Origin of the sequence: Bradyrhizobium sp. NBAIM08 (assembly GCF_020193935.1) — a bacterium.
Lineage (GTDB): Bacteria > Pseudomonadota > Alphaproteobacteria > Rhizobiales > Xanthobacteraceae > Bradyrhizobium > Bradyrhizobium yuanmingense.
The window spans coordinates 36,330-61,882 of the sequence record NZ_JADYVR010000019.1; the positions used below are offsets into that span (position 1 = coordinate 36,330).

At 60.6% G+C, this 25,553-nt stretch carries 19 protein-coding genes and 4 pseudogenes; 10 read left to right on the forward strand and 13 right to left on the reverse strand.

All coding sequences use genetic code 11. The features are described from left to right. The first annotated feature begins 10 nt into the window (after positions 1-10). A complete protein-coding gene (locus tag I6F37_RS35690; RefSeq protein ID WP_225130651.1) occupies positions 11-1,657 on the forward strand; it encodes an amidohydrolase in 1,647 nt (548 codons plus the stop codon). Positions 1,658-1,666: 9 nt separating this feature from the next. Further along, entirely contained in the window at positions 1,667-2,635 is a 969-nt protein-coding gene (locus I6F37_RS35695) for a GTP-binding protein (protein WP_225130649.1), read from the forward strand. Positions 2,636-2,843: 208 nt separating this feature from the next. Here I6F37_RS35695 and I6F37_RS35700 read toward each other — a convergent pair whose 3' ends face one another. Beyond that, positions 2,844-3,731, reverse strand: a complete 888-nt coding sequence (locus tag I6F37_RS35700; RefSeq protein ID WP_225130647.1) for a LysR family transcriptional regulator — start codon at positions 3,729-3,731, stop codon at positions 2,844-2,846. A gap of 584 nt (positions 3,732-4,315) precedes the next feature. Here I6F37_RS35700 and I6F37_RS35705 point away from each other — a divergent pair. After that, positions 4,316-4,678: a hypothetical protein gene (locus I6F37_RS35705; RefSeq protein ID WP_225154038.1), complete on the forward strand. Its 363-nt coding sequence runs from the start codon at positions 4,316-4,318 to the stop codon at positions 4,676-4,678. Here the strand turns inward: I6F37_RS35705 and I6F37_RS35710 are convergent. Beyond that, a pseudogene (locus I6F37_RS35710) lies at positions 4,659-4,874 on the reverse strand (DNA polymerase/3'-5' exonuclease PolX); the annotation flags it as partial. The gene I6F37_RS35705 and the pseudogene I6F37_RS35710 overlap by 20 nt on opposite strands. A 523-nt stretch (positions 4,875-5,397) precedes the next feature. On the opposite strand from I6F37_RS35710, the gene ligD reads away from it, so the two are divergent. The 4 genes and pseudogenes from ligD to I6F37_RS35730 all read left to right on the forward strand — a co-directional run. Further along, positions 5,398-6,336 (forward strand): non-homologous end-joining DNA ligase, encoded by a 939-nt coding sequence (gene ligD, locus I6F37_RS35715; protein ID WP_225130645.1) that lies wholly within the window; start codon positions 5,398-5,400, stop codon positions 6,334-6,336. Between the two features lie 186 nt (positions 6,337-6,522). Then, entirely contained in the window at positions 6,523-6,669 is a 147-nt protein-coding gene (locus I6F37_RS35720; protein ID WP_225130643.1) for a hypothetical protein, read from the forward strand. Continuing rightward, a complete protein-coding gene (locus tag I6F37_RS35725) occupies positions 6,669-6,836 on the forward strand; it encodes a hypothetical protein (RefSeq protein ID WP_225130731.1) in 168 nt (55 codons plus the stop codon). The genes I6F37_RS35720 and I6F37_RS35725 overlap by 1 nt, the downstream gene beginning before the upstream one ends. An 85-nt stretch (positions 6,837-6,921) precedes the next feature. Next, positions 6,922-7,289, forward strand: a pseudogene (locus I6F37_RS35730) (Ku protein); the annotation flags it as partial. On the opposite strand, the gene I6F37_RS35735 reads toward I6F37_RS35730, so the two are convergent. Further along, entirely contained in the window at positions 7,286-8,692 is a 1,407-nt protein-coding gene (locus I6F37_RS35735) for a helix-turn-helix domain-containing protein (protein ID WP_225130641.1), read from the reverse strand. The pseudogene I6F37_RS35730 and the gene I6F37_RS35735 overlap by 4 nt on opposite strands. A 185-nt stretch (positions 8,693-8,877) precedes the next feature. Beyond that, a pseudogene (locus I6F37_RS35740) lies at positions 8,878-9,138 on the reverse strand (hypothetical protein); the annotation flags it as partial. A gap of 310 nt (positions 9,139-9,448) precedes the next feature. On the opposite strand from I6F37_RS35740, the gene I6F37_RS35745 reads away from it, so the two are divergent. Next, positions 9,449-11,608: a 3'-5' exonuclease gene (locus tag I6F37_RS35745; protein ID WP_225130638.1), complete on the forward strand. Its 2,160-nt coding sequence runs from the start codon at positions 9,449-9,451 to the stop codon at positions 11,606-11,608. Between the two features lie 179 nt (positions 11,609-11,787). Here I6F37_RS35745 and I6F37_RS35750 read toward each other — a convergent pair whose 3' ends face one another. The 3 genes and pseudogenes from I6F37_RS35750 to I6F37_RS35760 all read right to left on the reverse strand — a co-directional run bounded on the left by I6F37_RS35750 (position 11,788) and on the right by I6F37_RS35760 (position 13,082). After that, on the reverse strand, positions 11,788-12,321 hold the full coding sequence (locus I6F37_RS35750) for an SOS response-associated peptidase family protein (RefSeq protein ID WP_345944135.1): 534 nt from the start codon (positions 12,319-12,321) through the stop codon (positions 11,788-11,790). Between the two features lie 27 nt (positions 12,322-12,348). Beyond that, positions 12,349-12,498 (reverse strand): annotated as a pseudogene (locus I6F37_RS35755) (DUF3606 domain-containing protein); the annotation flags it as partial. A 239-nt stretch (positions 12,499-12,737) separates the two neighbouring features. Then, on the reverse strand, positions 12,738-13,082 hold the full coding sequence (locus I6F37_RS35760; protein WP_225130636.1) for a hypothetical protein: 345 nt from the start codon (positions 13,080-13,082) through the stop codon (positions 12,738-12,740). 198 nt (positions 13,083-13,280) lie between these two features. Here I6F37_RS35760 and I6F37_RS35765 point away from each other — a divergent pair, with 198 nt between their 5' ends. Beyond that, positions 13,281-13,568: a hypothetical protein gene (locus I6F37_RS35765; protein WP_225130634.1), complete on the forward strand. Its 288-nt coding sequence runs from the start codon at positions 13,281-13,283 to the stop codon at positions 13,566-13,568. Between the two features lie 176 nt (positions 13,569-13,744). Continuing rightward, positions 13,745-14,950, forward strand: a complete 1,206-nt coding sequence (locus tag I6F37_RS35770; protein ID WP_225148629.1) for a hypothetical protein — start codon at positions 13,745-13,747, stop codon at positions 14,948-14,950. A 252-nt stretch (positions 14,951-15,202) separates the two neighbouring features. Here the strand turns inward: I6F37_RS35770 and I6F37_RS35775 are convergent, their stop codons facing one another. From I6F37_RS35775 to I6F37_RS35800, 6 genes are all read right to left on the reverse strand, one after another. Continuing rightward, positions 15,203-15,955 (reverse strand): DUF4011 domain-containing protein, encoded by a 753-nt coding sequence (locus I6F37_RS35775; protein WP_225130630.1) that lies wholly within the window; start codon positions 15,953-15,955, stop codon positions 15,203-15,205. A 936-nt stretch (positions 15,956-16,891) separates the two neighbouring features. Further along, positions 16,892-18,025, reverse strand: a complete 1,134-nt coding sequence (pimD, locus tag I6F37_RS35780) for a pimeloyl-CoA dehydrogenase small subunit (protein ID WP_225130628.1) — start codon at positions 18,023-18,025, stop codon at positions 16,892-16,894. Between the two features lie 161 nt (positions 18,026-18,186). Beyond that, positions 18,187-19,377 carry a pimeloyl-CoA dehydrogenase large subunit gene (gene pimC / locus I6F37_RS35785; protein WP_225130626.1) on the reverse strand — a complete coding sequence of 397 codons (1,191 nt, stop codon included), beginning with the start codon at positions 19,375-19,377 and terminating at the stop codon, positions 18,187-18,189. Positions 19,378-19,552: 175 nt separating this feature from the next. Continuing rightward, the gene (locus tag I6F37_RS35790) at positions 19,553-20,740 is read right to left on the reverse strand and encodes an acetyl-CoA C-acyltransferase (protein ID WP_225130624.1); all 1,188 of its coding nucleotides are present in this window, start codon (positions 20,738-20,740) and stop codon (positions 19,553-19,555) included. A gap of 364 nt (positions 20,741-21,104) precedes the next feature. Beyond that, positions 21,105-23,201 carry a 3-hydroxyacyl-CoA dehydrogenase NAD-binding domain-containing protein gene (locus I6F37_RS35795; protein WP_225130622.1) on the reverse strand — a complete coding sequence of 699 codons (2,097 nt, stop codon included), beginning with the start codon at positions 23,199-23,201 and terminating at the stop codon, positions 21,105-21,107. Next, positions 23,198-25,423, reverse strand: a complete 2,226-nt coding sequence (locus I6F37_RS35800) for an acetate--CoA ligase family protein (protein ID WP_225130620.1) — start codon at positions 25,421-25,423, stop codon at positions 23,198-23,200. The genes I6F37_RS35795 and I6F37_RS35800 overlap by 4 nt, the downstream gene beginning before the upstream one ends. Between the last annotated feature and the right edge of the window lie 130 nt (positions 25,424-25,553).

Consider the following 25,553-nt stretch of genomic DNA (forward strand, 5'->3'; position numbering starts at 1 on the left):
GGATTCCAAGGTGGAAAAGACGACCATCTACAGGGCGAAGACCATCCGGACGATGAACCCGTCATTGCCGGTCGCCGACACCGTGGTCGTTCGAGGGTCTCGCATCCTCGAAGTTGGTACGGAAGAGTCAATCCGGCCGTGGTTCCCAGGCCAAACACCTGAGATCGACGACAGGTTTCGAGATGCCGTCCTGATGCCCGGCTTCATAGACCCACATGTGCATCCTGCTCTGGCTTCTATACTCCTTCCCATGCACTGGATCACTGGCGTGGATTGGAAATTGCCTGGGAGATCGCTCGTCTCCGTTCGTGGACAAAACGAATTTCTCAACCGTCTGACCGAGATCGAAAGCCAGCTCTCCGAGGGCGAACCGCTCGTAAGTTGGGGCTATCACGAGTTGTGGCACGGCCCGGTAAGCGGAGGACTTCTGTCACGCATCTCCAATAGACGGCCGATTGTCGTGTGGCACCGCGGCTTTCACTCGCTTTACCTCAACGACGCCGCGATGGCATGGGCCGGAATAACGCGGGAGGATGCCGAAAGGCATCCCCAAGTCGATGCCGAACGACAGCTGTTCTACGAGAGCGGCATGGCCATGGTGCTGGCGCGTTTACGGAGCTATCTCCTCGAACCCGAACGTATCAAGGCTGGATATCGTTCCTTCAAAGACGTCATACGTGCGGGCGGCAACACCACGATCGGTGACATGGCCTTTGGCAAAATCGGCGGCGAAGAGCTGGAATGGCAGCTTTGCCAGGAAGCCTTCGATGAAAACACGCCGTTCAGAGTGCAAATGACTCCCGTTGGAGTTCCCTTCGGAGCGGACTCCGTCGACATCCCTGCGCGTATGGCTCATCTCGAAGCTCTGCGCGCAACGAAAACCGAGCGCGCACACTTCGGCAAATCGGTCAAGTTGTTTGCTGACGGTGGATTCTTCTCCAACCTGATGCAACTTAACTGGCCGGGTCGGATCGAGGGCCAGGATGGCCACTGGATCACATCGCCCGAGATCCTACGCCAGGCTGCCGAAGCCTATTGGGATGCCGGAAACGTCATTCATATTCATACCTCCGCCGACTTGGGTCTAGAACTCGTCCTCGACACGCTCGAGCATCTCCAAGCTCGCCGGCCGCGATTTGGACGCAAGCTCGTCATCGAGCATCTGGGAGTTAGCACACCGGAACAAATTCAGCGTGCGGCCGAGCTGGGCGCCAATGCTTCGGTCAACGTCTACTACGTTCATGAGCTCAGCGACCGCTTTTATAAGCGCATACTCGGTTATGAGAGGGCATCGCAGATGTCCCGGCTAGGCACTTTGACGCGTAACAATATTCGCTTCTCCTTGCACTCAGACTTCAGCATGGCGCCCGCAGCACCACTGGTGAACGCCTGGGTTGCAGTAAACCGCCTGTCTGAAACGGGTAAGGTCATGGGAGAACTCGAGCGCATTTCAGTCGAGCAGGCGATGAAAGCCATCACTATCGACGCCGCCTATATACTCGGAATGGATAGCGAAGTCGGTAGTATCCGCTCGGGCAAAAAAGCGGACTTCGCTGTGCTGGATAGTGATCCGTTCGAAGTGCCGCCGGAGCGCATCCGCGAAATCAAGGTTCTCGGCACCGTTTTTGAAGGAAAGTACTTTCCGAACAGCTTTTAGAGCGCGTCAATGAGTGTGGACGTCATCATAATTGGCGGGTATCTCGGCTCCGGCAAATCAAGCCTTGTCAATCACCTCTTACAAGCGTGGGGCTCCAAAGAGACAGGCGTTATCGTAAACGACCTCGCGCCTATCAACATCGATGCTCAACACGTGATTAGCGAGGCTGGGCTGACGCTCGGCATTCAAGATGGTTGCGTCTGCTGCTCCGTCACCGATCGACTCGGAGAAGCCTTCGATTGGATGACTGCATTTCGTCCGCGACTAAAGCGCATTCTGGTCGAAGCCAGCGGAGTTGGCGACCCTCGCCGCATTTCATATTACAGCCGAGGCCTGCGAGAGTTGAGCCTCAGCGCCATGATTACAGTGATCGACGCTTCAAGTTTCGTCGATCGTTTGAACGACAGGTTCGTTGGCAAACTGGTCCAGCGGCAAATCGAAGCGGCCGACCGGCTGATCCTTAACAAAATAGATCTTGTACACGCAAGTCGGGTGTCCAAGGTCGAAGCGATCTTACGCGAACTCAACCAAGAGGCAGTCGTTGTACGCACCCGTCATAGTCAAGTCGATGCGAGTGCAATCTACTTGCGGGATGGCATACCGATTCTGACGCGCCTTCCCTCAAAAGTTCTTCCTGCCGCGAGCGACGCTGAGCTCTCCGGAACCGCGTTCAGCACCATGGTTCTGCGCACGAAGGATTTGGTCGACCAGTTGGGAATGCGCGAATCTTTGAGCCAGCTGGCAAAAATAACAGAGCGAATCAAGGGTGTCATAGTCACGTCCGAGGAAGCAAACAACAGGTACCTTGTTCAAGTCGCGGCCGGTGACGTTCAGCTAAGCCCCGCCAATCCGTTGGCCGCGTACCCTGAGACTGTGCTGGTGTTTGTCCTCAGCGGTGACAATCCGACTCTTCAAAAAGAAATAATTGAGACGTCTCTCTCCAAGCGCGCCTGTTGGACCAGCTCGGTTATAGGCTAGATTGTCGTGCGAGAGCCTTGCTCATGACGATGTACTTATGATCTGGGCCCATCTTCAGGAGCCGATGCACCGGAATTCCTGGCACCATTTTCCGCATGCGCTGGACAGGCTTTCTCGCTAGGCACTCGTCAGCGACGTTTGCGCTCCCTTCTCGACTGCAATATGAAGTCTAGCCTATTCGATGCATCCGTCTGTGCGTCTGTCCATCTTACTCCGATACGAATGAGGCCCTCTCGGCCTTCACGGATCTAGAGATAAATCGATGCACCTCTTGAACTCGGCGTGTCTCATGCGTATCAGGGTGAGAGGTGATCCAATAATTGCGCACGAATCGAACTGCCGGCAGCACGCGCTTCAACTCCGGATACCGTTGCGCTGCATAGTCGTGAAGGATTCCGACTCCATACCCGGCGCGAATTGCCTCCATTTGCGCGACCACGCTGCCGCATTCGTATTTACGTGACTTAAGGCGACCGAGTACAGAAGCATAGTCTAAGGCGGGGCTGTAGGCCATGTCCTCAACATGCGTTACGAACAATCGGCCGTCCAGTTCGTGCTGGTTTGTGATCGGGCCCTCTCGCGCAAGGTACTTCTCCGCCGCATACACACTTAGTGTGTAATCGGTTAGCTTCGCCAGGATCAGTCGGCCCTGTTTGGGGCGATCCAACGTGATCGCTATGTCGGCCTCTCGCCGCGATAGCGAGAATGTTCGTGGCAGCGGAACCAGTTGGATGACGAGCCTTGAATGTTTCGCAGCAAGCATACCGAGGCGCTCTGCAAGGAAATAGTTGCCAAGGCCGTCAGGTGCACCGACGCGCACTGTACCTGTGATAGCCTGATTCGCGCCGCTGATGCTCGAACTCATTCTGATAAATTCGCTCTCCGCGCGCTCCGCCGCGACCATCAACGACTCGCCTGCCGCAGTTAGAGTGCATCCAGACGTATGTCGTTCAAGCAGCTTAGTGTTCAAACTTCGCTCAAGAGCGGTAAGTTGTCGAGCTACCGTGGAATGATCTAACCTAAGAGTCTTCGATGCCTTCAGGATTTGCCCTGCTCGCGCGACCTCCAAGAACATGCGAACGCGTTCCCAATCCATCGAATATAATTTTTGCACAACGGGCGGCAAATTCGGTCGTCGTTGCACGAATTTATGCGCTGCATACGAACCTCGATCAAGCCCTGTTTAGAGCGATTTTCAATGCAGGTGGCCGTACTGCGGTTGCTTACAATCTCGCGACCGGCGGACAATCGGAAGCACTTGGATTGGCTTCGGCTGAAGACGTCCGTACGGCGGCAGCGGAGGCTCAAGAGCGTTTCCGGCCTCGGCGAACACCCCTCCCTTGCACCGCACGTGAATTCTAGTTGCTTCGCTTAAGTTCTGAAAGATCGGATTGAAGCGCTCGCCGAAGCGAGCGCTGCCGAGCACGGCAAACCGTTCTCGACCGCAAACGAATCCCGAATTGTTCAACCTCAGGATCGACAGCGAAGCCGCGAGAGCCTGCCATCCGTCACGATTTCTAATCGCTTTGGCCGCCGCGCGGCCCTTAGACAAGGTGCGCCGTGAATGGTTTCGCTCCCGGACATTAAGTCGGACTTCCCGAATTGGCCCGACGACGTCGTCGACAATGGCTCCTGAAGCTCGCAAACCAACCGGGGATGGGTTGGCCTCCGCCCGACCCGATGACCGGCCACCGTTGGGAGCTGCTGCTTACGCATCCGATCTCCTGGTGGAAGGACGTGACCTGGACGCGGGAGACCCGAGACTGCAGTTTCGACAAGCTTTCAATCGATGCTCGAAAGACAATGAAGAGCATGTACAAGGCGCTGATCGAAGGCGAGGACAACGGACTCGGCGGCGACAACAGCCTCGCTCGATTTCAACGTCAGCTCGTCATCGTGACACGCACCGGCAAATTCGAAAGGCCCCCGGTGCTCTTTCCGATCGCCAGCGGGTTGAGCCCGCTGGACGGCAGCGGCCACTGCCGGACGGCACGCTGCGGATCGTCGCCCGTGGCGTCAAGGAGGTCTTGTGCAGCTTGGTGATGATGTCGGCGATCGCATCGCCGACGCCGGGGATCTCCGTGAGCCGCTCTTCGGCGATGAGCACATGAAGAGGCATCGCAAGGGCGGCCAGGCTGTCCGCGGCCCGTGAATAGGCTTTTGCCCGGTAGGGATTGCCGCCGCGCTGCGCGTATTCTCGCAGGAGGCTCGCTACCGTGGGACTGTCGAGAGAAGCCACTCAACGAGCCTCCCGACCCGCGCTCGACGATCTCGATTTAGCAAAATGACTTTGAGCGGCCGGGCCATCGCCCGGCGGACAATCGAGGGATCTCTCGAGTTTCTGCGCTGCGCGGAAGTCCTCCAGATGCTGCGTGTTCGGGCCGTAAGCGGCCTCTTTCTTGAGGAGATTGTATATTCGCCCGGCCACGAGCTGCAGATGCTTCATCTTGCCCTGCGGCATAGACCGGGCCCTGCAGAGAGCTCGTACGGCATAGGCCCGGAAGTAGTCGAATGCGTCTGACATGATGTCGGTAAACGCCGGCTCGAGCCTATGGTTCGGTCGAACTCGGTGGGGGGAGGTCCGCGGGCTCAAATAGGAACCTGTGCGCGGCGTTTGGACCGGTTCTCGGGGCAACGCGATGGCCTTGGTGCGCTTCGGAACACGTCACAGCCTCCGAAGTTGGAGGACTCGTTGAGTAAGGTAGGTAGACCGCCCGCCGTCGGCCCAAACCCGGCGGTGGGTTTTTTATGAGTTGTGTAGCGTGGCGAAGCGTACCAAGAAGCCGGCCAGAGAGCCGCAAGCCTCTCGGATGCCGGGGTTCATCTTTCTCCAGCTTGCGGCCCTAAAGCTGAAGGCACCTTCGGGCTCTAGGTGGATTCACGAAATCAAATACGATGGCTACCGTATTCAGCTCCGCATCGACGGGGAGGATCGCCGTGCCTACACGCGCAACGGCCACAACTGGATCAGCAAGTTTTCGAGGATAGCCGGCGCCTTCGACATCGAAGGACAGGCGATCGTAGACGGCGAGGTCGTGGTCATTCACGACGAGCGCACGAACTTCTCCGAGCTGCAGGCAGATCTAGGCAGAGGCGACCAGGACCGGCTGATCTACTTCGCCTTCGATCTGCTGTGGCAGGACGGCAGAGATCTGCGCAAGGAGCCGCAGATCGAGCGGAAGAGGCTGCTCAAGCAGTTGATGGAGGAGCATAAGCTCAATGAGCCCATCCTTTACAGCGAGCATCACGAAGGAGATGGGCAGGCGCTCTTCTCGGCCGCCGGCAAGTTGAATTACGAAGGCATCGTTTCCAAGCGCGTGGACGCGCCCTATCGGTCGGAGCGGGTGGAGGCCTGGCAGAAGATCAAGGTCGTTCAGAAGGGCAAATTCCCTGTGGTCGGCTTCATCAAGGACCCCTCCGGCGTGGCCGCCCTCTATTTGGGCAAGAAGGAAGGCAAGGACTTGGTCTACATGGGCAAGGTCGGCACGGGATGGAGCCGGACCACGTCAGCGCAGATCCGGAAGGCGCTCGATACCGTGGTAAGCCCGAAGCAGAAGCTGACGAAGACCATCAGAAAGCCAAAGGCCACCTGGGTCGAACCCAAGTTCTACGCCGACATCGAATATCGGGACATCACCTCCGAAGGCCTGCTTCGCGCCAGCTCGTTCAAGGGTCTGAGCAAAGGAACGCACCGTTCATAGCTGCGTTTGCCTCCGAGTACGTGGAGTACCGGTCATGGATCCGGAGGAGCGGGTGCCGAGGGCGGTGGCGGAGGCTCAGGCGTCCTGGCTCGCCATATCGAGCCTGGCCCCCGGAGATTGCGAGCAAACCATCGATCGGCTGCTGGGCGTGCCCGATGACGAATGCAGGCCGTCGAGGAATCGAAAATGGAAAAGCCCACCGCGGAACAGCTCGCCGAGCTGAAGAGGCTCAGCGCGATAGCGAGAGCACCTGATGAATCGGAGATCGTGACCTCGAAGGAGGAGGCTGAAACACGAATCCGCGACCTGAAGTACAAGGCCAGGATGGAATGATGCCCGACAAGCCGATGAATGGCGTGGAGCCCGAGCGTTCGGAAGACGATATCCAGCGCGAAGAGCTGGGCCCGCGCGGTGTCCCCGGAATAGAAAGCCCCGCGAGGATGGCGCCTCAGCGGGAGAAGAAGACGCCGAAGGATGTCGATCCCGGACATACCGCATGAACCCGATGGACACCTTCGATCCCGAAATGCCGTGTCGCATGCACGACGGGCTCAACGACCAGATGGTCGAATGGAAGCCTCAATGATCACCAAGGACATGCTCGATCTCGCCCGGCACATCGTCGAACAGAAGTCGGGCAGCTTCGAGCCGGACAAGTTCGAAGACCAGTACGAAACGGCGCTGGTCGAACTCATCAACCAGAAGCGGGCTGGCAAACCGATCGTTCCGAGGACCGGCCGAAGGGCGAGAACGTCGTGGACCTAATGGAGGCGCTGCGGCGGCGCGTCGGCGGCGCTGCGGCCCAGGGCAAGGCTCCGCAGAAGCCAGCCAAGAAGTCGAAGAAGGCCGCCGCGGGTCAGAAGGAGATGCTGATGCCGATCCCCGGCAAGAAACCGGCCAAGGAGGCAGTCGCGAAGCGCGCGCCGGCGGGGGCACGGCGGAAATCGGCCTAGGTCTGCTCCTTCATGTAGAGCAACTCATCGACCCGGCATGCGGCCCGGTAGATGGCTCCCCGACGATTGCTGCTCCGCGGGTCCGATTCCTGAGCCCGGTCCAGGCAGTCGATCAGGATCTTCCGGATCTCCTCCAGATCCTTCGTGTTCGTCGTAGCGGGCAGAGCTTGGACCGCTCCGGCAAAGACGACGTCCTCGTCGACGTCGGTCGGCGCGGTGATCTCGCCTCGGACCAGTTTGGTACGCAGGGCTTCGGCCTTCCCGCTGGATTGTCGGAAAGCCGCGTCCTTGCCCGCGAGCCTGTCGACGAGCGCGTCCCGCGACGACGGGTAGGTCGCGACCTGCTTTCGCAGATCCTCGGCGATCTGCTCGGCCGTCGACTGCGTCTGGTCGATGTAGAACCACACCGGAAACCACTTGCGCTGGGCGTGGGCTTTGAAGAGGATATACTGCATCGGCTCTGCGACCTTCTCGTTCCGCAGGAAATTGCGGACCACCGCGTCGGGCGTCACGTTTTCGCGGATGATTCTCGTTCTCTCCCGTTCGACTTCCGAAATCGGCTCGACGTCGCCGATCAGTCTCAACGCCGGCGCGCCTTTCATTTCGTTGAATTCGCCTTCGCGGACGAACTGGATGCTCGGGAGCAGGGACTTGTCGATGAGAAATTTGCCGCTGGTGCCGGCGAACTCGCCGGAGTCGAGATCAATCGTCGCCTCCTTGCCGACCGCGACGCGATTCATGCGGGCGCTGAACTCCGCGACCGCCCGCTGTTCGCGCGCGGCGATGATCTGCCTGAGCTCTCCGGGTTTGATCAGGCGGGTCTCTCCGACGTACCGGAAATAGATTCCTCCCTCTTTGACGTCCTGACCGACGTTCTTGATGGCGATGACGGGGCCATGATCGTGCTTTTCCACGTACAGCGCGCCCACCTGCTTTCCGCCGAGCTCGATGAGGCCCTTCGTGACGTGCGGGACGAGATCGAGGGCGCCCGCGAGGATCCTGTTGACGAGCGAGATGCCCGATTTCGTGAAGGCGTCGTCCGCAAGTCCCTCCGCTACGAAGGTGGCATCCGCCACACCGAACAGTAGGTAGCCCCCCTTGTTGTTGGCCAGCCCTGCGATTGCGCGGAGAGCCTTCGAGAAGCGATCCTCCGGTCGCAGCCGGAAGCCCGCCTTGCATTCGGTACGGTCGGTCTCGCCGCCGGCCAGCCGCCACGTACCGGTTTCGCGGACGAACATTGAGCGGAGGATGCGCATAGCGACCGGAGACGGCGCAGGGAGCGGCTTGATCTCCGCATCTTGTCGGGCCGACAGGAAGACCTCGAGTTCTTCCGGAACGGCCTCCTCGACGGAAGCCCCGTACACCCCCTTCTTGATCTGCGTAATGCGTCCGGAGCTGATCAACCGGTCGGGCTTGTTGAATTGGTAATGGATGACGTCGTTCCCCCGCCCCGGTCGCCGTGCAGCACGGCCTTGAGGCGGTGCCGCACTCGCAAATTACGTTCGACCGTTGTTGCTATCGGAGGATGTCGGGGCGGCGCAAGGGCGCACATGTCCGGCTGGAAGGCGGGGCCGACGCTAAGCGCCGAATCTGGCGGGCACTCGGGACACGTGTCGCCGATCGAATCCAGGACGTCACGAATCTCCTCAACGGCATCGTCCGCAGAGACCCCGGTTGGCGGATCCTGCGTGGCCACTACGAAGGCCCGTTCGCGCGCGTGCGGATCGGCGCGGTCTTTGACCCAGCCATGCTCCTCGCATTCGTTGATGGCGCCGGCTTCCTGCAGGACGCCCATCGCCCAGCCTCTCAACGTCCGGATCGCCCGCGGTCTTTCCTTCGTCATCAGCATCGAGATCGCTCCTGCCGGGACGAATCCTCATGACCGCCGGCGCGTTCCCGGCGGATAACACGGGACAGGGATTCGAAATCGGGAGAGCTCCGGTTGTCCACCTGTTCCGACCTGCGCGGTCGACGCGTGCCCACACTTGAGCAGACAAACGAGACGTTGGCCTCCGAAGAATTTTGACGCCATCCATCTGCGCCTCCTCGTGCGAAATCCCGGCTCCCAATCCGTCGGGGAGTGGGAGAAGGGGTATTGACTTTCGTTGATGTCTTCGAACAAAAGTAGAACAACCGAATCCCGATGCCTGAAGGTCCGCGTGGCCAAGCTCCCGGTATTGCCCGTCTACTATTACCTCGACCATTTCGTTGAGATGCTGGCGTTCGTCCAGAAGACCTACGGTCCGATACTCGCCGCCGAGCATCTTGCCTTCGTCGCACGCTTCGGAGGTCATTCCAAAGATGCCCAGTGCCTGTTGGTCGGGATGGTCAACCGCCGTGGCGCGATCTTCGACCGGTCGCTGTTCAGCTATCCTGAGATAAAGGACGTCGATCAGGCCGCCGCGGAGCTGATGGCGGCCGGCCACGCTCGCGCGCTCGGGGAAGCCGACTACGCGGCGTTCATCGCCTGCTTGCCGAAGGAGGTCCTGATGACCGGCGCGCAAGCGGCCGGGCGCGGAGACGTGCGCAAGTCTTGGTCGAAGCCGAAATTCATCGACTACTATCTCGAGCGGATACCCTACTCCGTGGCCGCGCAGCATTGCGGCGCCCACAAATTCATCGCTCTCGACGGCACGAGGCCGATCGAGTTTCTGCTCTATCTCTACTTCGGCAAGACCGAGGTGGACCTCAAGAACTTTGCTTTGCGCTACCTCGGGATCCTCCGGACCAACCAGGAAACTGCGTTCAGCGCGCGCTTCACGGACGGCGACGAGGCTTTGGCATCGTTCCACTACAGCCAGATCCTCGATCGGTTGGATGCGAAGTCCGAGTCCGTCCATCGCCGGGCCGCGATCGACGTTCTTGCCGGCCCGACTTGCGGCGGCGAATACGCCGCCGAGCTCCGCAGCCGGGCGGCGCATCAGACGGGACTATTCTTCGAGAAGGCCGGCGAAAAGGACCTCACCCGCCAGCTCTATCGCGCAGGTTCGTCGCCCGAATGCAACGAGCGTCTGGCGCGCCTGCTTTACGGCCAAGGCGAACGCGCCGAAGCCGAAGAGCTTCTGCAGCGGATGATCGACGATCCCGCGAGCGATGGCGAACACCTCTTCGCTACGGATTTCTACGCGCGCAAGTTCGGCGGCCGGCGCACGGGCCTGCACACCGAACTGCTGCGGGCCGGGCGCGTCATCACTGTCGACGACACGCACCGCGGCAACCCCGAAGCGGGCGTCGCCGGCGTCCTGCGGCGCGAGGGCGCCAAGGTCTTCCACGCCGAGAACGGGCTCTGGCACTCGTTGTTCGGTCTTCTGTTCTGGGACGAGCTCTTCGAGCGCTCGCAGCTTCCCAGCGGCTTCGACTGGCTGCCGCAGTGCCTGAAGGACCGCAGCTTCCGTCGGTTGTTCGCGCCGTCGATCGACGAGAAGCTCGAAGCCATCGGCTCGCGACGGGCGCTACCGTCGCTGCTGCGCACCGTTGCGCAGCGCTGGGGACGAGCGAACGGCATCTTCGCCTGGGACCACGTCCAGGTCGAGGCGCTTCGCGCGCTGCTCGATGGTGCCGATCCCGCCGGCGTCGCGAAGATCGTCGGCGCGATGTGCGAGGACTTCCGCGGCATGAGGGATGGTTTTCCCGACCTCTTGGTGGTGCGCGGCGGCAACGTCTCGTTCATGGAGATCAAGACGGAAGGCGACGCCATCCGCCGCAATCAGCTGACCCGTCTCCGCCAACTTGGTGCGGCCGGCATCGTCGCCGAGATCGGGCGCGTCGATTATCGCTTCGATCCCGAGCAGGACTACGTAGTGGTGGACATCGAGACCACCGGCGCTTGGTCGAGCGGGGACCGCATCACCGAGATCGGCGCGGTCAAGGTCCGCAATCACCAGGTCGTGGACGAGTGGCACAGCCTGGTCAATCCGCAGCGCCCCATCCCGGCCAAGATCGTTCAACTGACCGGTATCACGAACGAGATGGTGCGCGGCGCTCCGCTGTTCGTCGAGTTGGCCGACAGCTTCATGAACTTCATGGGCGACGGAATCTTCGTGGCCCACAACGTGAACTTCGACTACGGCTTCATCGCCTACGAATTCGAGCGACTGGAGCGGCGTTTCCGCTTCCCGAAGCTGTGCACGTGCACCGGGATGCGCCGCCGCTTTCCGGGCCTCAAGTCCTACGGACTCGGAAGCTTGTGTGAAATCTACGGGATCGAGCTCGACAATCATCATAGGGCGCTCTGCGACGCGCGGGCCTCCGTTCACCTGCTCAATCTGATCAACCGAAAGCGCGAAGAGGAAGAGGCGCCGGACGCAGTGGCTGCCTAGCGGAGGCGCGGCTTCCGAATTTCTGCTGCGGATCCGGCTGTCCACCTGCAAGCTCGCGACGCGCATTCGACGTCGCCGCACGAGAGCCGGATCCGATGCCGCCGAGCGCACTCGGCGCAAATCCTCATTGCGGTCGATGATTTCGGACGTTGGTCGAGGAGACCGACCTGCGCAGGACGCTACGGCGGCGCGATATCCTCCTTCTGGCCGGTCGCCACGATCTTCAACGCACCGTCGGGCAGCGGGCGCTGCAGCGCCTTTGCTTCCTCCCACGGCGCCCGCATCCAGACCTCGCACTCCTCCGTCGTCGTCAGGATCACCGGCATCGCCTTCGGATGCACGCGCTTCACTTCCTCGTTCGGTTCGGTCGTCAGGAACGCGTAGATGTCGGCTGTGACCTCGCCCTCCTTGGCCTTCTGGACGCTGGTCCAGTTCGTCCACAGACCGGCGAATGCGAGCAGCGGCCGGCTTTCGTCCGGAGCGAACCAGACCGGCGTCCTTTTGCCGTCGATGGTATCGTACTCGCTGAACGAGGTGAAGGGGACCAGGCAGCGGTGCTCCGTACCCAGCCAACGCTTCCAGTGCGCGCTGCCGACGTTGCGGATGTTGGTGGTCCCGGAATCCGGCTCAATTCCTTGAAGTCGACGATCTTTCCCTTGGCCTGCAGCTTTTCGGCGCGCTTCTTGGTCGCGTCCATCCGCACCATTGCGCACGATCGGAGCCGGATAGTCGGGGAAGATGTTGCCGACCTTCTTGACCGCCTTCTTCACCGCCGAGGCCGAGCGGCCGGTCTTCTTTGCTTCTTATCGCACTTCGTAAGCCTGTCCCTTGGCCACGCGGGCCCGATCCTGTTTGCGTCCACGCCCGGTCCTCTTCTTCGCTGCGGCCATCGGCTGCTCCCTTTACCAATCCAATGGTGGAGCAACGTTGAAGGGGTTCGCGCGGTTCCGGAGCGGTCCAAAGAACGACGAAGCGGCCGCAGAAAAGTGAGCGGATACCCGTCTGCTTCACTGTCGAGGATATCGCGGAAGGAATACGTCAAGTCCGCGAAAAACGGTCGATGGCCGCTGGGATGCCCTTGCTGGAAGCCCATCCGTCGAGCCGCAGACCGTCCCAAGCAACGACGCCTTCATCCCATTTCACGCCGAACTCGCGATAGATCGGAGCCACAGAAGGATTTGAACAGTGGTCGCCCGCGAATTACGGCGCTGAGCTGATCCCGATGCTGTTGCGTGTCGTTGACACCAGGCAGAAGCAGATAACTCACATGAACTTTGCCGAACTCCTGTTCCGCGTAGCGGGTCATTTCAGCTAGTAGCTCGTTGAGCGGGTAATAGCGAGCAATCGGGATTACCTGCCGACGCGTTGCGTCATCGGGGCCATGCAAGGATACGTAAAGCCGGTCTTTACGGCGATCTCTCCGCATACGGCTGATCTGTCGGTTAGAGGAATGGCGCAAGCTATTTTCCTTCATGGGCATCGATCCATTGCAATGGCGTCATCGAGACGCAAGAAGAGAGGATCGCCTTTCGCGACGGACTTCCGCCCTGCGTCGTCGACCACTTCTTCGTTCCTCTGCCGATCCACACCAATGGTGCGAATGGGCCGCCGAGCGCTTTCGCGGCAAGCTCTAAGCGCGCAGATACGCACGAAAGTTCGCTTCGGGAGTGACATGACGGCATTCGACAAATCCAAGTTCACCTGGGATGGCATGTATCTCGAGTACGAGGGACGCTTCGTGGCCAGGTTCAAGTACGTGCGATCGAACGCGGCGGGATTCAGGAGGTTCCTGATCAAGAATTTCACCGTCGAGGAGTACTTCGCGCGACGCGACCGAGACGAGCAACATATCTTGGAATCCAAGGGGTACGTCCCAGGTCATATCCGGAAATGGCTCATCGAGGCCGGGCTCCCTCCCACTCCCGAAGGCAGGGCTGAATTTTCTCGACGTCAGCGTTGAAGCCCGCGAGGCCAGGCGGGCAGACGATTGGATCGGGACCACTGTCGAAGCAGGCCCGCCCCGCGAATGCGCGTGGACTTCTTGATCGCGGTTGGACGCAGTTCGCGCGTTCGCCGCAGATTGCGGTAGACGAGTGATCCTGACATCATACATCTCCCAGTGGAAAGGACGACGGCATGGCGGGGCAGGAGCGAAATTGGGGTTCTCTACAGGCAGTCGAGGACCTAATTGGCTGCCACTTCGACGTTGATGAAGCTGAAAAACTTTCTGGAGCTCCAGACGACCAACTGAGCGATTTCCTCGCCAGATTCGCTCCTGCTTGGTACGATTGGCTGGAGAGTGACGGTATCGCGGCGAGGGCGATTGCGGACAAGCCACTCTACTTGCCGTCTGGCGCGGACCAGTTTGGCGAGGAAGGTCCGCTCCTGATGTCCAGTGCCTCATATAAGCGAGCGGCACTTTGTTTCAGTTCAATCGCCGTTCCCGATCTACTTGCCGCTGCGATGCACCCGTCCGTAGAGACTGGACAGCTGATTGGTTCTTTCTCGCTCGAAGAAGCCCGGACCGGCTTTCGCGCCGGCTTGATGAGACTGGCTGAGATAGCCCCTCTAGTCCGCGCTGGCGCCTTCGCTGTCGTGCCACATGGCTTCGGAGGATTGCACCCTATCTTGCAGGCGCACGCTCGCGAAGAGCTGAAGAACGTGTCTAGCGAAGATACGGAATTTTGGGCCAAGCTTGTTCGAGATGCCAACCCGGGGGCTCCGGAGGACAGCATAAACTTCGGAATCCGGTTCCTATCCGATGAAGTTGCGCTTGCCTTAGCCTGGGTCGCGACAACCGGCGCTTGGCCGATCACTACCGCGCCTCATGTTTTTGAGCGTATCGAAAAGGGTTTGGCTCAAACGGCGGACAAGGGAAAGAGCATGGGCATTGAAGTAGCCCGCGCGATCACTACGTTCCAACTGCTCGATGCCAGCGGTGTCGACTGGGAGCTACTATCAAAAATCCGGGCTGACGATCATCGCTTCGCCGATTTTCGCGCGAATTTGGACCTTGCTATCGTGCAAGCATCTAAAAATGCAGGTCAAAGTCCGCAACTCTTTGCGGCTTTCCTGAAAGATCTCCTGCAGGATTCTGCCGACGAGTGCAGCAAGGCAGGCGGGTTTTCTTCGTCATGGGACGGAATGTGGGGTCCGACCTTCGCATCGCTCAGTATAGCCACGATGTTCGCTATCGTCTGCGATTTAACGGTGCCCGGCGGGCCTTGGATGACGAGGTTGCGGCCCTTCATCGCATCGATGACGGCGCTGTGCTGCGAAGCGTCCGCATCGTGGATCAGGAAAGGCGCCGCCGCTTCTATATGCGGATCGTCGATCAGATAGTCGGTAGGTTCACTCGGGATGAGAGCGCCGTCGCCTTCGAAGCCCTTTTCTGCCCCCTGCAGGATCGATCCGACGAGGGGATGCGCAGCAGGATCGACTTGCCAGTTCGCAGGATTCAGGTCGGCGTATACTGCGAACCGACCGAAGGCGAAATGACCCGGGACGAGCCATCGGCGTATCTGCCATCGTCCGAGATCCTTGATGGCCTCCTGGACCAGGTCGAAATATGCTTCGATAGAGGCCAATCCTTCGTCATCGCTGCCTTCGAAGGACGGCAATTTCCGGTGGAACTCCGTCTCCAGAAGCTTCTGCAAACTGAGATTTGACTCGGCGGAAGATTCGGTGGCCGACAAATGGAAAGAATTTCGGCCGTACGCCTTCTTCACGTCGAGTGCGACGGGCAACAGAAGCAAAGCGCGAACGCCTTCTTGTCGCAGTTGTCGGATTCGTACCATCCAAAAAGCCGAACGACAGGAACAGGGTCGAAAGTTCCATTTCCTGTTCCGATAATCGTGCATCAGCGGCGATCTTCTCCAGCACGCGCTCGAGTTCGTCCGGAAATTTCAAGGTCTGTAGGGCGGCGTCGCTATGCGATGGCTTCGACTTGACGCGTCCGAGCTCCGGATTCGGATCGATGTTCGACCGGCGGGCGTGTTCTGCACGGTTGATTTCGGCCTTCTTGGGCCGAGGCGGCAATTCGAATTCGTCGCGGATGTGATCGCGAAGCTCGCGCTCGAGCTTTCCCAAGGAGAACTCGTCATCGCGCCCGGAGCTTTCCAGAGCCTGAAGCTTCGTCAGATACTCCAGGTTCGAGACTTTCGCATGCTCGAGCGCGGCGATGAACTCCTCCGTCTTCTCCTCCGGCGGAATATCTTCGGGCTCTTCCAGAGGGTCGATTCTCAAGGAGGCATCTTCGCCGGCGAGCTTCCTGTAGACCTCCTCCATCACCTCGTCGACGATCTGAAGATGTCGCTTGGATCTCGCACCGAGGCTGTAATTCAGCATTCAGTTCTTTTTGGACAGATCCAGAAGCTTCAGCCTGAGGCGATCGTACACCCCAGCCAACCGGAGCTCCTCGTTCGGCTCGTCGAGAACGGTCAACGAATTTCCCCCCGAAAAGTCGACCATTACCAAGAAGAATCCTCTACGGACAACCGCTTCGTGCACATCATAAGGTCTACAACATCCCCAGCAGATCTCTCTATGTCGGCCTATCCGTTTTTTGCGCCGCCGACATCTCTGAATTGCCGGTCTTAGGTTTCTTAGTCGGTGTTGTAACGCCCATCGCGAGGCGGGATAAGAAGAGCAGCGTTATTCCGAGCTTCGACTAGCGGGGGTAATTTCTGCTGGCTGGATTACCCCCCCGGATGGCATACTTAAGGGGATCACGGTGCTCCACCGTAGTGCTCCACCGCAAAAAGTTCGGCGGCTCGGGAAGCACCTGATTTTGAAGGACTTTTTCGCTACTGAAAATCGGTGGCGGAGAGAGTGGGATTCTACACCAAGCTAAAGACCATCACGAAACGGTGGCCAATAGGGATTCGCTCTGGCTGAGAGGACGGTGGCGAAAGCGAATCCCGCAATCTTCGCAGCTGTGGAAGCGAGTCCCGGAGATCGCAATGCAGTGTCCGACCGGTGGACCAGATCGCATCTATACGACCTTTTCGCATATCCTCGCTTTTTCCGCCTGTTCTTGCAGTACAAAACCCACTTATGCCGCGGCTTGAGCAGCTAACGAGGGCGCCCTTGCTGGTGCAGTCGAACAAGGTGGTTTCCATTTTTGTCGACCTGATTGGGTGCGCTTGCTCCGTCATCGCCAGGAGCGTAGCGACGAACCATCCGGCTGTCTCTCGCCGAAAGGGTCTGGGTTGGTTCGCTTTGCCAGGAACGAGAAGACTGGCCCCGCGCTTGCGAGATCCAGGATGACGGCTGTGTATTAAATTAAGCTATCCCCATCACGCGAGACTGGTGATAGTCGACATCGCCAAACGAGTTCTCGATCATGGTGAGGCGCTTGAAGTAGTGGCCGATCTTCGCCTCCATGGTCATGCCGATGCCGCCGTGGAGCTGAATCGACTGCTGACCGACGAATTTCAGCGACTTGCCGATCTGCGCCTTGGCCGCGGCGATGGCATTGCTGCGCTCCCTGGCGTTCTCGAAATCACCAGCCATGGTCGCGAACATCGACATCGAGCGCGCCTGCTCGGCCGCGACGAACATGTCGGAGGCGCGGTGCTGGAGCGACTGGAACGAGCCGATCGCGACGCCGAACTGCTTTCGGGTCTTGATGTACTCGACCGTGGTCTTGAGCGACTCGTCCATCAGCCCGACCGCCTCGGCGCAGAGCGCGACGCGGGCCTCGTCGACCACGCGCTCGACCAGCGCGAGGGAATCCTCGGGATTGCCGAGCACCGCATCCGGGCCGACCTCGACGCCGGTGAAGGTGATGTCGGCGGCGTGCAGGCCGTCCTGGGTCGGATAGCCCTTCGTGCCGACGCCCTTGGCGTTGGCCGGCACCAGGAACACGCCGATGCCGCCATGATCGCGGCGGTCGCCCTTGGTGCGGGCGGTCACTACAAGCGTGTCCGCGTTCTCGCCGTTGAGCACGACGAATTTCTCACCGTCGATGACCCAGCCGTCGCCCTTCTTCTTCGCGGTCGTGGTGACGTCGAACAGATCGTAGCGCGAATTCTTCTCGAGCTGGGCGAACGCCAGCGTCTTGCTGCCGTCGATGATGCCGGGCAGGTGTGCCGCCTTCTGAGCGTCGGTGCCGGCATGGCGCAGGAAGCCGCCGCCAATCACGACCGTTGCCAGATACGGCTCGAGCACCAGCGCCTTGCCGAGCGCCTCCATCACGATCATGGTCTCGACGCCGCCACCACCGAAGCCGCCATCGGCCTCGCTGAACGGCAGGCCGAGCAGGCCCTGCTCGGCGAGCTTGAGCCAGACCGCCTTGCTCCAGCCGCCCTTCTCCTTCATATACTTCTTGCGCTGCTCGAAATCGTAGGAATCGGTCAGCAGGCCGTCGATGCTTTCCTTGAGAAGCCGCTGCTCCTCGTTCAGGTCAAAATCCATGTTTCTCAACTCTCCCGGTATCTGATTTCGTCATGCCCGGCCTTGTGCCGGGTATCCACGTTCTTCGTGCCGCTAGCGTGGATGGCCGGGTCATTCGTCGAAGACGCGCTTCGCGCTTTTGCCCCGGCCGTGACGTCGAGTGTGTTTGTGACGGGCAGAATTCACAGCCCCAGCACCGCCTTGGCGATGATGTTCCGCTGGATCTCGTCGGAGCCGCCATAGATCGAGAGCTTCCGGTTGTTGAAGTAGCTCGGCGCGATTTGGGCGGTCCAGTCCATGGCCTCACTGGAGCCGTCGTCGCCGCGCACTTCGAAAGGAGCAGCGAACGGGCCGATCACTTCCATCAGCAGCTCGGTGGTGGCCTGCTGGATCTCGGAGCCCTTGATCTTCAAGACTGAGGAGGCCGGGTTCGGCTTGCCCTTGCCATGCTTGGTTTCGTCGGCGACGACGCGGAGCTGGGTGAGCTCGAGCGCCTTCAGCTCGATCTCGCAGGCCGTGAGCTTCTGGCGGAACGCGTGATGCTCTATAATGGGCTTGCCACCGGCTTCCACCTTGGAGGCGAGATCGCGAATGCGGCGCAACCGTGCTTTGGAGAGGCCGACGCGAGCTAGGCCGATTCGTTCATGGCCGAGCAGGAATTTTGCATAATCCCAGCCTTTGTTCTCCTCGCCGATCAGGTTCTCGTAGGGCACCTCGACGTCGTCGAAGAACACTTCGTTGACCTCATGACCGCCGTCGATGGTCTGGATCGGTCGCACGGTGACGCCCTTCGATTTCATCGAGAGGACAATGAAGGAGATGCCCATCTGCTTCTTCGCGGACGGATCGGTGCGGCACAGGCAAAAGATCATGTCGGCGTGCTGGGCGAGCGTGGTCCAGGTCTTCTGGCCGTTGATGATCCACTTGTCGCCCTTCCGCTCGGCCTTGGTCTTCAGCGAAGCAAGGTCCGAGCCGGAGCCTGTCTCGGAGAAGCCCTGGCACCACCAATCGTCGACATTGGCAATGCGCGGCAGATACTTCCTCTTCTGCTCCTCGTTGCCGAAGGTGTAGATGACGGGGCCGACCATGCCGACGCCAAAAGCGAGCGGAGGCTGCGCCGGATAGCACTGCAATTCCTCATTGAAGATATAATGCTGCACGGATGTCCAACCCGTACCGCCGTACTGCTTGGGCCAGTGGCTGACGCCCCAGCCTTTCTTGTTGAGGATGCGCCACCAGGTCACCATCTCGTCCTTCGAGAGGTGCCGCTCCTCCACAAGCTTGCGCCGCGTATCCGGTGGCACGTTGTCACTCAGGAATTGCCGCACCTCCTCCCGAAACGCCTGCTCTTCCTTTGTGAACGCGAGATCCATGAGATCCTCCTGTTAGCTTCCTCGTCCTCCGGCCTTGCGCAAACAGGCACAGGGGCCGGGACCGTAACAATCGGCCTTCGTAAGAAAGCCACTCGTCTCCGTAGCCGTCACTCCGTCTGCGGAATACGGTTCGTGCCGCGCGTGCGCAATTGCGCAACTCGGCTGCGAGGTGCGATTACTGCAACACCTCGAACAAACCCGCCGCGCCCATGCCGCCGCCGACGCACATGGTGACGACGGCATATTTGGCCTTGCGGCGGCGTCCCTCGATCAGGGCGTGGCCGGTCAGGCGCGCGCCTGACATCCCGTAAGGATGGCCGAGCGAGATCGCGCCACCATTGACGTTGATCTTCTCGGGGTCGATGCCGAGCTTGTCGCGGCAATACAGCACCTGCGCAGCAAAGGCTTCGTTCAGCTCCCAGAGGCCGATGTCGTCGACGGTAAGGCCGTGGCGCTTCAAGAGGCGCGGCACGGCAAAGACCGGGCCGATGCCCATCTCGTCCGGCTCGCAGCCGGCGGAGACGAAGCCGCGGAAGATGCCGATCGGCGCAAGACCGCGCTTGGCCGCTTCCTTGTCGCTCATGATGACGGAAGCGCTGGCGCCGTCCGAAAGTTGGCTGGCATTGGCGGCGGTGATCGAAAATCCTTCGCCCCGCACGGCCCTGAGCCTTGCGAGGCCTTCAGCGGTGGTTTCGGGGCGCGGACCTTCGTCCTGCGACAGCGTGACCTCCTTCATCGACACGGCACCGGTCGCCTTGTCGGTCACCGCCATCGTGGTGGTGATCGGCGCGAGCTCGTCCTTGAATTTGCCGCCCTGCTGCGCGGCCGCGGTGCGGCGCTGGCTTTCCAGCGAATATTCGTCCTGGCGTGCACGCGAGATGCCGTAGCGCTTAGCGACGACTTCTGCCGTGTCGATCATGGACATGTAGGCTTCGCTCTTGATTTTTAGCAGCGCGGGATCCCGTACGTGGAACGAATTCATCTTGTCGTTCTGCACGAGGCTGATCGACTCGCCGCCGCCGCCGACCGCGATCTCGACGCCGTCGAAGATAACCGAGCGCGCGGCGAGCGCGATCGCCTGCAGGCCCGAACCGCATTGCCGGTCGATCGTGGTGCCGGAAACGGTCACGGGAAAGCCGGCGCGGAGCAGCGCCTTGCGAGTGATGTTGCTGCCGGTTGATCCCTGTTGAAGGGCTACCCCCATTGCGACGTCCTCGACCTCATTGGGCTCGATCTTGGCCCGGGCGACGGCTTCGCCGATGGCGTGGCCGAGCAGGGTTGCGCCCTCGGTGGCGTTGAGCATGCCGCGATAGGCCTTGCCGATGGGCGTGCGGGCGGTTGAAACAATGACGGCGTCGATCAAAACGACCTCCTGATGCGAGATGAGATGGATTGTGACGATTTCTGCTGTTGGCGCGCCCGACCATGGCCGCGAGTTCGGTGAGCTGATCCGCTGGTCGCCAGATTCGGCATGCGCGCCATAATCAGCGGCAGCTTCCGACAGGTGGTCGGGCGGCGCGCATTGCAAGATGGTGTCGTCTGCCGCACGGTCTCGGAATAAGCCTGGTCACCGGGAGGGGTCATTTTCTGCAATTAGATCAGACTCATTCCGGGATTGGACAAGTCGCGAGCCGCGGAATCAATCGACCCGCGCTTTTCACGGCGAAATGGATTCCCGGCCCGCCCCTTCGGCGCTTCCGGAATGACAAGCGGAGAGGCTGAGGCCATCACGCCGCTTTCGCCGCGGCCGCGAGCGACGCAAAGGTCTTGCCCTCTGCGGCGAGCTTCTTCAGCAGCGGGGCGGGCTCGAGGCTGGGGTCGTTGGTCTCCTTGGCGTAGAAGGAAAGGCGATCGGCGATGTGCTTGAGGCCGACGGTGTCGGCCCAGAACATCGGACCGCCGCGATAGATCGGCCAGCCATAGCCGTAGAGCCAGACCACGTCGATGTCCGAGGGGCGCGCGGCGATGCCCTCTTCGAGGATCTTCGCGCTCTCGTTGATCATCGGGTACATCATGCGCTCGAGGATCTCCTCGTCGCTGACGACGCGCTTCTTGCGCCCCAGACGCAGCAGCGTCTCGTCGATCAGCTTCTCGACATCAGGATCGGGCAGCGCTGCGCGCGAACCGGCTTCATACTTGTAGTAGCCCTTGCCGGTCTTCTGGCCAAAGCGGCCGGCCTCGCACAGCGCATCCGCGATCTCGGACTTGATGCCGCGGTCCTTGCGCGAGCGCCAGCCGATGTCGAGGCCGGCAAGGTCGCCCATCGCGAACGGCCCCATCGGCATGCCGAATTTTGTCACGACCGCGTCGACCTGCTGCGGCAAGGCGCCTTCGAACAGCAGCTTCTCGGCCTGCTTGCCGCGCTGCGCCAACATGCGGTTCCCGACAAAGCCGTCGCAGACGCCGACCACGGCCGGCACCTTCGCGATTTTTCGCGCGATCGTCACCGCGGTCACCAGAGCATCCGGCGCGGTCTTGTCGGCGCGCACGATCTCGCACAGCTTCATGACGTTGGCCGGCGAGAAGAAATGCATGCCGAGCACGTCCTGCGGACGCTTGGTCGACTTCGCGATCTCGTCGATGTTGAGATAGGACGTGTTGGAGGCGAGCACGGCGCCAGGCTTGGCGTACTGGTCGAGCTTGCCGAACACCTCCTTCTTCACCGCCATGGTCTCGAACACGGCTTCGATGACGAGGTCGGCATCGCCGACATTCTCGATGCCGACCTTGCCGTCGATCAGCGCCATGCGCTTGGCGGGCGCATCGGCCGGGATGCCGCCGCGCGCGGCGGTCGCCTCCCAGTTCTTCTGCATCACGCCCATGCCGCGCTTGAGCTGCTCCTCACCGGTCTCGATCAGGGTGACGGGAATGCCGGCATTGGCAAAGGACATCGCGATGCCACCGCCCATGGTGCCGGCGCCGAGAATGGCAACACGGTTGACCGGACGCGGCTTGGTGCCTTCAGGTACGCCCGCGATCTTGTTGGCCTCGCGCTCGGCGAAGAAGGCGTAGCGCTGCGCCTTGGACTGGTCGCTGGCGACGAGCTTGAGGAAGCCCTCGCGCTCTTTCTTCAGGCCTTCGTCGAACGGCAGGTCGATGGCATAGCCGACCGCGTCGGCGGCGGCGAACGGCGCCTCCAGGCCGCGCGACTTCTTGGTCATGGCCGCAACCGCATTGGTGAAGATCGAGCGGTCGGCCTTGGCCGCCGCGAGCTTGGAATCGTCGTCACGCAGGCGCCGCAGCGGGCGCTTCTCGGCGATGAGCTTGCGCACGAAGGCTTCGCCGCCCGAGGCCGGCCCCTCGATGATCTCCTCGATCAGGCCGTTCTTGAGCGCTTCCGCCGCACCGATCGGGTCGCCGCCGACGATCATCTTGACCGCGAGCTCAGGCCCGACCGCGCGGGGCAGACGCTGGGTGCCGCCAGCGCCGGGCAGAAGTCCGAGCTTCACCTCGGGCAGGCCGAGCTTGGCCTCTTTCACCGCGACGCGGAAATGACACGCCAGCGCGACCTCGAGGCCCCCGCCGAGCGCGGTGCCGTGGATCGCGGCAACGACCGGCTTGGGCGAATTCTCGATCTCGGACAGCACGTCATTGAGGGCGGGCGGCTTCGGCGGCTTGCCGAATTCGGTGATGTCGGCGCCGGCGATGAAGGTGCGGCCGGCGCAGGTCAGCACGATGCCCTTGATGGCGGGATCGGCGATCGCGGCCTTGATGCATTCGAAGATGCCGCCCCGGACTGCGGCACTCAGCGCGTTGACCGGTGGACTGTTGACCGTGACGATGCCGACCTCATCATGACGCTCAAGCTTCACCACTTCGCTCACAGTGGGCTCCTCTTGGCGCTCTTGTCTGTGTCAGACCGCAGTACGACAAGTGCATCAGCCGCGAGACCTTTCTTGGTCGTGACGAGAAATGGATTGACGTCAATAGACGTGATCTGACCATCCGCATCGGCTATCAGGTTGGAGAGCCCGACGAGCGCCTTGACAACTGAAGCCTCCTTCAAGGCGGGCTTGCCGCGGTAGCCCCCGATCTTAATGCCCGCTTTGGTGCGACGTATCAGCCTTCTGGCCTCGGTCGCGTCAATAGGCGCTCCGGCGAGTGCCACGTCTTTCATCAACTCGACGTCGACACCGCCGGTGCCAAATAGCACCACCGGCCCCATCTCAGCATCAAGCGAGGCGCCTATCAGTAGCTCGAGATCGGCTTCGAGCTGCTGAGAAATCAAGATACCTTCCAGCCTCGGCTTGCTCTTCAACTTCTTCACGCGTGTGACGATTTCGTTGAAGGCAACCTGAACCTCGTCCGCACTTTTGAGGTTGAGCATGACGCCGCCGACATCGGATTTGTGAAGGATGTCAGGGCTGACTACTTTCGCCACGACTGGAAAGCCGATCTTCATTGCGAGTGCTGACGCCTCTTTGGCGGTTCGCGCTATCGCCTCCTTTGGGATCGGAATGCCATAGGCCTTGAGCAGCTTTTTCGAGGCGACTTCGTCGAGCGCGGCGCCGTTGGTGCAGTTCAAGGTCTTTTTTAGTACGGCCCGAGCCCGGGGTTTTGAGCAGGAAACGATATCGGGCACGTCATTTTTGAGCATCGCATAGTCGATTAGCGCCTTGATCGCGCTGACGGCACGGTCCATGCCCTGCACAACAGCAATGTAAGGCAAGGACTTACGCAGGGCCTTTGAGTGCTCGGTAAATCCGATGGACATCCCGCTAATGTAGATCACAGGCTTCGATGTGGTGCTCGCCATCTCGTTAACGATGCGCAGATTTTTCTCGCGCAACTCATGCGGCGCCTTAGGCAATTCCGCGTCAATGATGACGATGTCGGTGTCCGGATCATCGATCATGATCTTGATTGACTTGAGATAAACGGATGGATCGACCACCGCAGCAAAACCGGCATCCAGCGGATTGCCAACGAGCGAACCCGGCCCAAGCATCGTCGCGAGCTTTCCGCTAATGTCCTTACAGAGCGGGGGAAAATGGAGTCCCGTCGAATGGAATGCGTCAATCAGAAGCCCGCGCTTGCCACCCGATAGCGTCACCGCGGCAAGCCGCCCGCCCCTAGGTAATTGAGCATGAACGAAACATTCGGTCGTTTCGATCAGCTCATCAAGCCCGCGCACCCGGATCACGCCCTCGCGGCTCGATATCGCGTCGAAGGATTCGATGGAGCCTGCCAGCGCCCCGGTATGCGCCATAGCGGCAGCGCGCCCCCCCGCAGAGGCCCCCAGCTTCAACGCAATGACAGGTTTTCCGGCGTCACGCGCTGCCCTGCAGGCACGCCGAAACGCATTGGTATTGCGCACGCCCTCCAGATAAACCACGATGACTCGGATCGAGGGATCGGCGGCGAAGTACTCTATCAAAGCCGGCGTTTCCAGCCCGACCTCGTTACCGGTCGATACCATATAACCGACACCGACACCGCGCTCCTCGAGCGCCTGCCGGATCAGCATCACGATAGCGCCCGATTGGCCGGCAATCGCGACCGCCCCCTGCTCCATCGTGACGACCCGGTCATCGATATTGGTGAACAGTCTTTCGCCTGCACTTAAATTGCCAAGGCAATTCGGGCCCGTTACGAAAATTCCCGTCTCGCGCACCGCGGCCTTAAGTTCAGCCGCAAGCCGCTGACTTTCCTCATCTTGCAACTCGCTGAATCCCGACGTCACGATAGTTGCTGATCGCGCACCTGCGCTGGCTGCCTCCCGTAATACCTGAACGACGAACTTCGCCGGCACCAGCACGAGCACATGGTCGGGCGCTTCGGGAAGGGAGGCGAAATTCCGATAGCAGGTCACGCCCCAGATCGTGTCGCGCCCGGGGTTCATAGCATAGAGCCCGCCAGCGTATTTATACTTGATCAGATTGTTCCAAATGCGCTCGGCATAGTTGCCCGGCTTGTCTGTGGCACCGACGAGCACGATGTTGCGGGGATGCAGCATCGCATGAATGCCGCTAATGACGTCACTCGCATCGACTGCAGGCGACCAATCACTTGAGGCGACCGCGGCGGTCGGAACGCGTGCTTCCATAGCTCCAATTCTTCCTTTAGTTATTCCGCCGAGACGCGATGCTCGATCGTCTCAGCCTTAAAGCCCATCATCTGCGAGCGAGGTAGCGGAACGCACGTCAAGACATTGTTCAGCCGACCACACTCGTCGC